The sequence below is a fragment of the Devosia sp. genome (genome assembly GCF_030689745.1).
GTDB lineage: Bacteria > Pseudomonadota > Alphaproteobacteria > Rhizobiales > Devosiaceae > Devosia > Devosia alba.
This window is the reverse complement of sequence record NZ_JAUYGL010000092.1, coordinates 1-10,504: the sequence shown is the minus strand read 5'-3', so window position 1 is coordinate 10,504 and position 10,504 is coordinate 1. Positions and strand designations below refer to the sequence as shown.

The following is a 10,504-nucleotide window of genomic DNA, read 5'->3' as shown; positions in this document are numbered from 1 at the left end:
GCGAAGCGATGACCTCAATGCTGTAGCGGGTCGCGCCCATGGTGATGGTTGCAGAAAATCCTGGCCAGGAGTCGGGCAGGCATGGCGCGACAAGGAGACGGTCCCCGACGCGCGTCATGCCCAAAATGGCTTCTATTCCCGCGCGATGCATCCAGCCGGCCGATCCGGTGTACCAGGTCCAGCCGCCACGGCCGACATGGGGAGCGACCGAATAGACGTCGGCGGCAACCACATAGGGTTCGACCTTGTATCGATCCACCTGCTGTGGCGTCGTGGCATGGTTGATCGGATTGAGCAGGGCGAAGAGGTCGTGGGCCTTGTTGCCCTGGCCGAGCCTGGCAAAGGCCATGATTCCCCACATGGCAGCGTGGCTGTATTGCCCGCCATTTTCGCGCAGCCCCGGCGGATAGCCCTTGATATAGCCGGGATCGCGCGGGGTCTGGTCGAAAGGCGGGGTAAACAGCAGGGCAATACCATCTTCTGGACGAATCAGATGGCGTTGCATGGCGGCCATGCCAGCCGCTGCCCGGATGGGATCTGCGCCACCAGACAGCACGGCCCAGGATTGCGCTATGGAGTCGATCTGGCACTCGTCGCTCTGCTTGGAGCCGAGCCAGGTGCCATCGTCAAAGGTAGCGCGCCGATACCATTCGCCGTCCCAGGCGTGGCGCCCAAGGGCCGTCTTGGTGCGGGCCAGATGGGTACGCCAGCGCTGCGCGCGCTCTGGCGCCCGGGCCTCCGCCTGGGGCAGGAACAGCGTGAGGGTACGGATCAACAGCCAGGCGAGCCAGACGCTCTCGCCCTTGCCGCCCTCGCCGACACGGCTCATGCCGTCGTTCCAGTCGCCGGTGCCCATCAAGGGCAGGCCGTGTTTGCCCGTCAGATCAAGGCATTGGTCCAGTCCGCGTGCACAATGCTCGAACAGCGTGGCGGACTCTTCGGCAATCATGGGCTGGAAGAAGGCATCGTGCTCTTCGGGGAGCAGCCTGGGCCCTTCAAGGAAGGGCACGATTTCTTCGAGAACCGCCGCATCGTCGGTCGCGGCGACATAGGTGGCCGCCGCAAAGGCCAGCCAGACCCGGTCATCGGAGATGCGGGTCCGGACGCCCTGACCCGACTGGGGCAGCCACCAATGCTGGACATCGCCTTCGGGAAACTGACGGCCCGCCGCGCGCAGCAGGTGATGCCGCGTTTCCTCGGGGCGGGCGAAGGTGAGCGCCATGCCATCCTGCAACTGGTCGCGGAAGCCATAGGCGCCGCTGGCCTGGTAGAAGGCCGAGCGGGCCCAGACGCGGCAGGCCAGCGTCTGATAGAGCAACCAGCCATTGAGCATGATGTCCATGGCGCGGTCGGGCGTCTTGACCTGAACGGTGCCAAGCAAAGCCTGCCAGTGGTCGGTAACCTCGGCCAGCACGGCATCGAGATCGGCCTCCCGATAGCGCGCTATCAGTTCCCGGCTCGCCTCAGCTGAAGTGCATTGGCCCAGCAGTGATGTCACTTCCACCGACCCGCCGGGCTTCAATTCGATGACCTGTTGCAGCGCCGCGCAGGGATCCAGCCCGGCGCCGCTCGCGCCGGCCAGCGGGGTTTTCACCAACAAGGCGGCGGGCGTAGCCGGACCGCTATGGCGCCCGAGGAATTCGGTACGATCGGCCGTCCAGCTCGTCTGTTGCCCAGCCAGGTCAGCGAAAGCGATCCGGCCACAAAACGCTGAACTCCACGGGTTGCGGGCAAAGATGGCGCCGGTATCGGCATCTGCTTCGGTGATGATGAACGGCGCCGAGGCCCCGCGCGCGGTGCCGAGCACCCATTCGGCATAGTAGGTGACGGAGAGACGCCGTGACTTGCTCGACTGATTGGTGAGTGTGAGGCGCGAGATCTTGATCGGGTCGCCCAGGGGCACATATTGCAGCAGGTCGCTGGCGATGCCATTGGCCGTGTGGGTGAAGCGGCTATAGCCGAAGCCGTGCCGCGCGATATAGGTCCCACCATCGCGGATCGGCTGCGCCGTCGGGCTCCAGAGCTCGCCACTATCCTCGTCGCGCAGGTAGAAAGCTTCGCCGGTCGGGTCGGTGACCGGGTCGTTGGACCACTGCGTCAGCTGGTTTTCACGGCTGTTTTCGGCCCAGCTATAGCCGCTGCCTTCGGTGGAAACCTGGAAGCCGAAATCGGGATTGGTAATGACGTTGATCCACGGGGCCGGGGTGCTCTGGTCGGCGTTGAGGACCGTCACATACTCGGTGCCATCCTTGTCAAAGCCCCCCAGGCCATTGAAGAATTCCAGCGCCGGCGCCGGCAGGATGACCGGTCGCGCAGTGCGTGGTTCACGCAATGGCAAGGGCGGCACTGGCAGGCTCGGCATCAGATCGAGTTGCTGGCCGATCGGGCCGTGATGGGCGTTGAGAACCACCCGCGCCACCGAGCGGAGCAGGGCGCGTGCCTCAAGGCTCATCAGGTCGGCGCGCAATATATGGACAGTGCCCTGCTCGAGCGGCTCGCCATGGCTTGCGCGCAGCTGGCTGCTCCGGACCGCGGTCTCAATGGCGATCTGCAGGTCCTGCACATAGGATGAGCCGCGATCATTGATAATGACGAGATCGACGGCAAGCCGCTTCATCTGCCAATATTCCTGGGCGCGCAGCAATTGGCGAACCTGGGCGATATCCTCGATATCCTCGATGCGCAGCAGCACGATCGGCAGGTCGCCAGAGATGGCCAGCGGCCATAGTCCCGGCTGCGAACCGGCGCCGCGGATGATCAGTTCGGAGGCGGGGCGGAAGCGGCGGTCGGCGTAAAGCAGCGGCGCGGCCAGGCGCTGGAAGTCGGCAGCCTCCTGCGCTTCGACGTCGAGATGGCGCAGCTGCACCTGGGCCTGGGTCCAGGCCAGCGTCTGGGCGCGCTCGAAGGCGCTGCGGTCATGGTGTTTGTCGAGCAGATCCAGCAGCTCGGCGCGCGAGGCGGCAACAATGGTCCAGAAGGCGACGCGCGAGACCTTGCCGGGCACCACGCGCAGGCGCCGGCGCAGGGAAAAGATCGGATCGAGAACCGTGCCCACCGTGTTCGACAGCGGCTCACCGGCCTGCAGCACGGCTGCATCACTCAGCGTACGGGCCGCGCCGATGAAGCGCGCCCGGTCGGTTTCATATTGCGGATCGGCAGCAAGTTCGCCTTCCACGACCGCGAAATGGGCGGCCCACACTGCCGGATCGGCCGCCGAGCGGGGGCGGCGGGTCGCGATAATGGCGTCGAACTCGGCAAGATGCTCGGTCTGCACGAACATCTTGGCGAAGGCGGGATGGGCATTGTCTGTCGCCGGCGTGGTGAGCACGATTTCGGCATAGGATGTCAGCTCGATCTCGCGGGCGCGCCGGCCGGTATTGGTCAGCGTGACGCGGCGCACCTCGGCATCGTCTTCGCTCGACACCAGCACATCCATTGCCGTGGTCAGCGAACCGTAACGGCGGGTGAACTCGGCATGATCCTCCCCGAAGATCACCTCGTCATGGTCGGCCTCGTTCTTGACCGGCTGCGCGCCAGCAGACCACACATTGCCGCTCTGGATGTCGCGCAGCATGATGAAGGAGCCCCAATTGTCACGGGTCGCATCCTCGCGCCACCGCGTGATGGCGATATCGCGCCAGCGGCTATAGCCGGCGCCCGCCGCCGTGAGCATCACCGCATAGCGCCCGTTCGAGAGCAGATGGGTCATGGGCCGGCGCCCGGAAGGCAAGCGCGTGCTGCGGACAGCGGGCGCTTCCCCAATGGCCTGGGCCGGGGAGGCTTTGACTTCCTCGGCGCGCGGATGGGTGGTGACGATGTCGCGCGGCACCCGCTCCTGCAACAGCAATTCGCTGGCCCGGATCATCGGCTCGCGATGGAATCGATCACGCATCCGGCCGTCCAGCAGCGTATTGGCGATGGAGACAATGGTCATGCCCTGGTGGTGGGCCATGAAGTTGCGGACAATGGCGACGTCCTGGTTTTCCGGCACGCGGGAGCGGGTGAAGTCCAGCGCTTCAAAAAAGCCATAGCGGCCACTGGCGCCCAGTTCGGCGAGACGGCCATAGTTGCGCAGCGCACCGTGCGGATCGATCATGGCGGCCAGGCCGGTCGCATAGGGCGAAATCACCACATTGTCGGACAGGCCGCGTTTGAGACCGAGCCCGGGCACGCCAAAATTGGAATACTGATAGGTAAATTCCATGTCGCGCGCATTATAGGCGGATTCCGAGATACCCCACGGCACCCCAAGCGAGCGGCCATAGGCCTGCTGGCGTTCCACCACCAGCCGGCTGGTTTCTTCGAGCAGGCTCCCCACGGGCTCTTCCATCACCAGTGACGGCATCAGGTATTCGAACATCGAGCCGGACCAGGAGATCAGCGCCGATCCATTGCCCAGCGGGGTGGCTGCCCGGCTCAGCCGGAACCAGTGCTGGGTGGAAACATCGCCCTTGGCCACGGCGAACAGGCTCGCCAGGCGGGCCTCGGAGGCCAACAGATCGTAGCAGCTGGGATCAAGCGTGTTATCGACCAGCGAGTAACCGATCGACAGCAATTTGCGGTCGGGTTCGAGCAGCCAGGCAAAGTCCATGGCCATCGCCATCTCGCGCGCGCCATCGGCCAGGGCCTGCAGGCGGGCTGTCAGATCGATCGCAGGGGCGTTGGCCTGCAGCAGGTCGCGCTCATGCTCGAAAGCGGTCTTGCGCAGCGCTTCGCACCAGAACACCAGGTCAAGTGCGCTGGTATGGCCCACCACAGGGATAATATCCTGCGCCACCCTGGCGGCTTTTTCGGCCAGCCGCCGGAGCGTGGGCGTCAGGGCCTCGGTGGGGCGGGGGGCGTTGAGCTCGGCCTCAATCGCGTCCAATGCCGTCGCCAGCTGCAGCCCGGCTTCGCCCTGGGCTGCGGGCAAGTCGGCAAGCGCCGCGCGCGCCAATTGCAGTGTATCGGTCAGACCGGCGCGGCCATCCAGTGCCAGGGGCGCCAAGGTCCACTCTTCGCAGGCATTGGCCAGGGCGATCAGGTGCCCGGCCAGATTGCCGCTATCCACCGATGAGACATAGATCGGGTCGAGCGAGCGCAGATCCTGGGTGTCGTACCAGTTGAACAGATGGCCGCGGAATTTGGTCAGCCGGCGGATCGAGGCAAATGTCGCCTCAAGCCGCTCGGTGGTTTCGATTGTCCCGGCCCAGCCGAAATCCCGGGCCGCCACGGTCGAGAGCAGATAGAGCCCGATATTGGTCGGCGAGGTTCGGTGGGCGAGGGCGGGCTGCGGGTTCTCCTGGAAGTTGTCCGGCGGCAGCATGTGATCGGCCGGCGTGACGAAGGTCTCGAAAAACCGCCAGGTTCGGCGCGCGATGAGCCGCAGCGCATCGGTATCGGTCTCGGACAGCACCAGGCGCCTGGGCAAGGCGGGCGGGCGGCTGGCCCAGCGCGCCAGCGCCGGCGCACAAAACCAGAGCAGGGCAAACGGCAAGACCAGGGGCCAGGACCCCGGCGCCAATATCACGGCGCCGGCACAGATAATCAAGCCGAACGCCGTGCCGCCGGCCATGAACCGGTAAAACCCCGGCAGATCCAGCTCCGGGCGGTTCATCGATTGAGCGGCGGTGGTCCATTCCAGCAGGTTGCGGCGGGTGATGAACAGCCGGTTCAGCGTGCGGACAATGGCGTCCCCCATGCGCCAGGCCTGATCGGGCAGGAAGGCGATGACCAGAAATATCTGCATGGCCGCGATCCGCAGATCAGCCGCGACGGCTTTGAAATGGTTGCGCAACTGCACCCCGGTGCGCCGGTGCAGCACCGACAGCAGGGAGGGCAGGAACGCCGGCAGCGCCAGGGTGCCGAGCACAATGATGGCCGCGAGCGCGCCCGGCCATACCGGCAGCAGAAAACTCATGCCCAGGCTCAGCAGGGCGAATGGCGCGACCAGGGAGCGGCGCAGATTATCCAGCATCTTGCCGCGTCCGACGGCAGGAACGGCAGCTGCGGCGCGGCGCGCGAACAACCAGGGCAGCAATTGCCAGTCGCCGCGCGTCCAGCGATGCTGGCGCATGCTGGCAACGTCATAGCGCGCGGGCACACCCTCGACCACTTCGATATCGGAGGCGAGGCCCGCCCGGGCAAAAATTCCCTCGAACAGATCGTGGCTGAGCAGGGCGTTTTCGGGCACCCGGCCATCCAGCGCCGCCTCGAAGGCGTCGACGTCATAGATGCCCTTGCCGGTATAGGAGCCTTCGCCAAACAGGTCCTGATAGATATCGGAAACCGCCGCCGCATAGGGATCCATGCCGCCTGGCCCTGAAAAGGCCAGCTGATAAAGCGAGCCGTCACTGCCCTGCGGCAGCGATGCGGTGACGCGCGGCTGCAGAATGCCGTAGCCCTTGACCACGCGATTGCTGGCGGCGTCGAACCGCGGGCGATTGAGGGGATGGGCCATCTTGCCGATCAGCCGCGACGCGGCCTCGCGGGGCAGGCGGGTATCGCTATCCAGGGTGATGACATAGCGCACATCGGCCGGAACCTGCGGCGCGACGCCGGCTACCGGGACGAAAGTGGTATCGGTCGCCCCGCGCAACAGCCGGTTGAGCTCGTGCAGCTTGCCGCGCTTGCGCTCCCAGGCCATCCATTTGTTTTCACTGGCGTTGAACAGGCGTCGGCGATGCAGCAGGATAAAGCGATCGCCGGCCGGGGCGGGGCCGTAGCGCTGGTTCAGCTTATCGATGGCCGCCGCAGCCGTCGCCAGCAGGGCCGCATCACCCTCGATTTCCTCCTGATCGGCATCGCGTCCATCCGGCATCAGCGCGAACACTAGATCGCCGCTGGCGCCAGACAGATGGTGCACTTCCAGCCGCTCGATCTGCTCGAGCAGGTCGGCTTCGTTGGTGAGCAGCGTCGGCACGACAATCAGCGTGCGCATGGATTGCGGGACGCCGCGAAGGAGGTCCATTCCCGGCAGGGAGGTTGCGCCAAAGCTCCAGGTGATAGCCCGGTTGACCAGAGCGGTCGCCACGTCGGTCATTGGCAGGAAGGCGATGACAGCAAAGGCCGCCAGCCACCCCCCTGTTGCGCCACAAGTGGCCAAGGCCCACAGCGCCGAGGCCAGCAGCAAAGCGGTGACGGCGAGAATGCTCCCGACATAGCCGGCAATGCCGAGCCGGACGTTGAAGCGGCTGATCAGCAGGCGCGGCGGGGCGCGGAAGCCGATGGTCTGTTCGAGCGCGGCGCGTCCTTCGGCAATCAGAAAATACCCAGGGTCCGACTTTCGCTCCGCTTCAGCGGTTTCGATCGACGACTGCACCGCAGCCAGCGCCTTGTCGACGATGTCGAGTTCGGTGAAGCCGGAGCCGCGCGCCAGTTCCTCGACGGCGTTGCGGTAAAGATCGCGGGTGGCGAAATCCATGTCGCCGAAGGCGCTTTTGGCGCGCAGTCTGGCGTCGACGAGGCTGACGCTCTCGAACAGCTCCGCCCAGTCGATATCGGAGATCAGCCGCATGCTGGTGATGATGTTGCGCACGCTGACATTGGAGGCGCCCTGCTGCTGCTGGGCCAGCTGGACCACGGCTTCGACCGAGGTGCCCTGCAGGCCCAGCCGCTCTTCCAGCCAGCCCAGGGCAGGGGTCGTGCGCGGGTCGCGGTCGCGCAGCCGCTTGGAAAGCTGGGCAGCAAACGCCGTCGATAGCGGCGCCGAGGAGCGCAGGCCAATGTCGGCGTCGAGCGCCGAACGTGCATTGCCCGAGACCAGCAGCCGATTGGCCAGTTCATCGGCGTCTGCCCGCTTGAGCTGTCCCAGGCTCATCTGGTCGGCCAACCTTCTGAGGTTCTCGATGAGGACGATGCGCAGGGTAATGGCGACGGCCCAGAGTTCACCAATGGTCAGCGGTTGCACGCGCTGGTAGGCGGTGATGAAGCGGACCAGCGTTTCGGGGTCGATATGGCTGTCAGTGTGGGCAACGAAAGCCCAGGCAATGCCGAAGACACGCGGATAGCCGGCAAACGGCCCTTGGGCGAGCTTGGGCAATTGGCGATAGAAGCCGGGTGGCAAATCGTCCCTGATCTCGCGAATCTGCTCTTCGATCAGGTGATAATTGTCGAGCACCCATTCAGCGGCGGGCTCCACCTCATGGCCCTGCTCCACTTCTGTGGCACTGGCGCGGTAGGCTGCCAGCAACACGGCAGCGTTCTCGTTCAACCGTGCACTCAGCGACAGCACGCGCGGCGGGGTGCGGGTAACGGGCTGTTCTGCCGCCAGCGTTTCAGCGTGCTGCTCAAGCCGCTCTATGCCAAACAATTCTCCCCGTACCGGTGCCTTATCGTCCCAAACCGGCGATGACGAGCGTATTCTCCAGGCGCGGCGCGGAATCGAGGGCATGAAAATTTTCCTTGCAGATTGTCTCGCAACAACCGCGAGAAGCCGCGCCGGTCAGGACGCGGATAACAGTCAATTGGCGCAGGATATTGGCGAGCTGCACCGCAGCGGAATTGGGTGCCTCCTCCGGTTCAGCAATGTGGGTCCACGATGGGGCGCGGCATCGACCACCCCTGGCTGTGGTCACCACATGCGGGATCAGTGTTGCGCTTCATCATACATGTTCTGAGGGTTGATTGGTCGGTTTAATTTGGTGGGGCAGTTCGATGCCGCACACCCGATCCGCTTCGCTCCGGCGGCCCTCAGTTCATTGCGGCACAGCGCCGGGCGCTTTCGCGCGCAAGGATCGCGCGGGCGGCATGGTCGGCGATCGGAATGCCGAGATCGGGGGAGACCTCGCCCGCTGCGATCAGCGCATGGTAACGGGCGCAACATACCCGCAAAAACGAGGTGAAATTGCCCAGATCATGGTCGGCGTCCATAGCCTCGTGCCACAGGCGCGTGATGAGCTGCGCGACGGTCATGCCGTCGCGCTGGCCAATTTCGCCGAGCGTATCCCAGAAGTGGTTCTCGATCCGGATCGAAGTGGCAACCCCGTCAATGCGCAGACTATGGGCGCGGCTCTGCCATTGGCTGGCGTCAGCCTTGATGAAGAGTTCACACATTGAGGGGCTCCCTTGGCGTTGAAGTCAGAGGATGGCGAGGAACTGTTTCAGCCATGCCGGGTGGGCGGGCCACGCCGGCGCACTGACCAGATTGCCATCAGTCACCGCCTCTGTCACCGCAATATCGGCAAAAGTGCCGCCCGATGCGGTGACCTCATAGGCGCAGGCCGGATAGGCCGAACAGGTGCGCCCCTTGAGCACGCCGGCAGCGGCCAGCAATTGTGCGCCATGGCAGATGACCGCAACCGGCTTTCCAGCCTCGAAAAAGTGCTGCACCTTCCTGATCACTTCGGGGTCGAGGCGCAGATATTCCGGCGCGCGGCCGCCGGGAACAACAAGGGCATCGTAGCTGGCAGCGTCGGCCGTGTCGAAATCGGCATTGAGCGCGAAATTGTGACCGGGCTTTTCCGAATAGGTCTGGTCGCCCTCAAAATCGTGGATCGCCGTCTTGACCGTGTCACCAGCCTTCTTGCCGGGACAGACAGCATCGACGCTGTGGCCGGTCGCCAGCAGCGTCTGGAACGGCACCATGGTCTCGTAGTCTTCCGTGAAGTCGCCGGTAATCATCAGGATCTTCGCCATCATTATCCTCCATTTTGATGGTTGAGAGCGCACGATAGGCGCGCCACCGGGGCGACGGGTGTTACCCCGATACTACGCCACACAGCGCCTCTCGCCCGCAAGCAGCGGTGCCGAACGGGACGCCATGGTCAAACAAATCAGGGCGGCGATTGATCCGGCTCAATGACGGTGTCCCGTAGCCTGATAGGCATGGCGCCATGGAGCACGATCAGGGTAGCGGGATAGCAGATTGGAACTTGGACCCATGACTGGTCTTCGCGCCATCAATCTCATCCTCGGCGCCGTCATGTTGGCGGTGGGCGTCATAGGGGCCATACTGCCGCTGCTCCCGTCCACGCCTTTCCTGCTGGCTGCGGCCTGGTTCTTTTCGCGCGGTTCGCCACGAGCCGAGCAGTGGCTGCTGCAACACCCCGTATTGGGCCGGCCGCTGCGCCATTGGCGCCGGGAACGGGCCCTGTCCAATCGCAGCAAGGTGCTGGCCATCGGTATGATGGCAGCGAGCTATGCCCTGCTGCTGTTCGGCACGCAGCCGGGCCTACCGCTATTGATTGGCACAGCGGTCATTCTGACCCTGGCTGGTAGCTTCATCGTGACCCGCCCCAAGCCGCTGGACGATGCGGACTGACGGGGTTTGAACGCTGGGCAGGGATTCCGTCGGAGCCATGCCTGCACGTTCATGGGTTCATTCGACAATCATCGAAATACGCTTGACAGGGCCTTGCCAGGCTATAGGCTATTTCCATGAAAATCGAAACAGCCGCCGCCCAACTGGAAGCTCTGGGCAACACCACAAGGCTTACCATCTATCGCACGCTGGTCCGTGCGGGCGAGGGCGGGCTTGCGGTCGGCAAGCTGCAGCGCAAGCTGGACATTGCCGGCTCCACCCTCT

4 protein-coding genes and 1 pseudogene are annotated in these 10,504 nt (G+C 64.7%); 2 read left to right on the top strand and 3 right to left on the bottom strand.

Going from position 1 to position 10,504, the window contains the following annotated elements:
* The 3 genes from Q8O80_RS08060 to Q8O80_RS08050 all read right to left on the bottom strand — a co-directional run.
* The coding region (locus Q8O80_RS08060; RefSeq protein WP_305578756.1) for a GH36-type glycosyl hydrolase domain-containing protein at positions 1 to 8,371 on the bottom strand (8,371 nt) is incomplete at its 3' end.
* 299 nt (positions 8,372 to 8,670) lie between these two features.
* Positions 8,671 to 9,033 carry a ribbon-helix-helix domain-containing protein gene (locus tag Q8O80_RS08055; RefSeq protein ID WP_305578754.1) on the bottom strand — a complete coding sequence of 121 codons (363 nt, stop codon included), beginning with the start codon at positions 9,031 to 9,033 and terminating at the stop codon, positions 8,671 to 8,673.
* Between the two features lie 24 nt (positions 9,034 to 9,057).
* Entirely contained in the window at positions 9,058 to 9,621 is a 564-nt protein-coding gene (locus Q8O80_RS08050; RefSeq protein ID WP_305578758.1) for a DJ-1/PfpI family protein, read from the bottom strand.
* 238 nt (positions 9,622 to 9,859) lie between these two features.
* On the opposite strand from Q8O80_RS08050, the gene Q8O80_RS08045 reads away from it, so the two are divergent.
* On the top strand, positions 9,860 to 10,240 hold the full coding sequence (locus tag Q8O80_RS08045; RefSeq protein ID WP_305578752.1) for a YbaN family protein: 381 nt from the start codon (positions 9,860 to 9,862) through the stop codon (positions 10,238 to 10,240).
* Between the two features lie 116 nt (positions 10,241 to 10,356).
* A pseudogene (locus Q8O80_RS08040) lies at positions 10,357 to 10,504 on the top strand (transcriptional regulator); the annotation flags it as partial.

What these genes read in the sequence shown, in the direction of transcription:
- Q8O80_RS08045 (WP_305578752.1), top strand. Translation starts at nt 9,860, where the DNA reads ATGACTGGTCTTCGCGCCATCAATCTCATCCTCGGCGCCGTCATGTTG.
- Q8O80_RS08055 (WP_305578754.1), bottom strand. Translation starts at nt 9,033, where the DNA reads ATGTGTGAACTCTTCATCAAGGCTGACGCCAGCCAATGGCAGAGCCGC.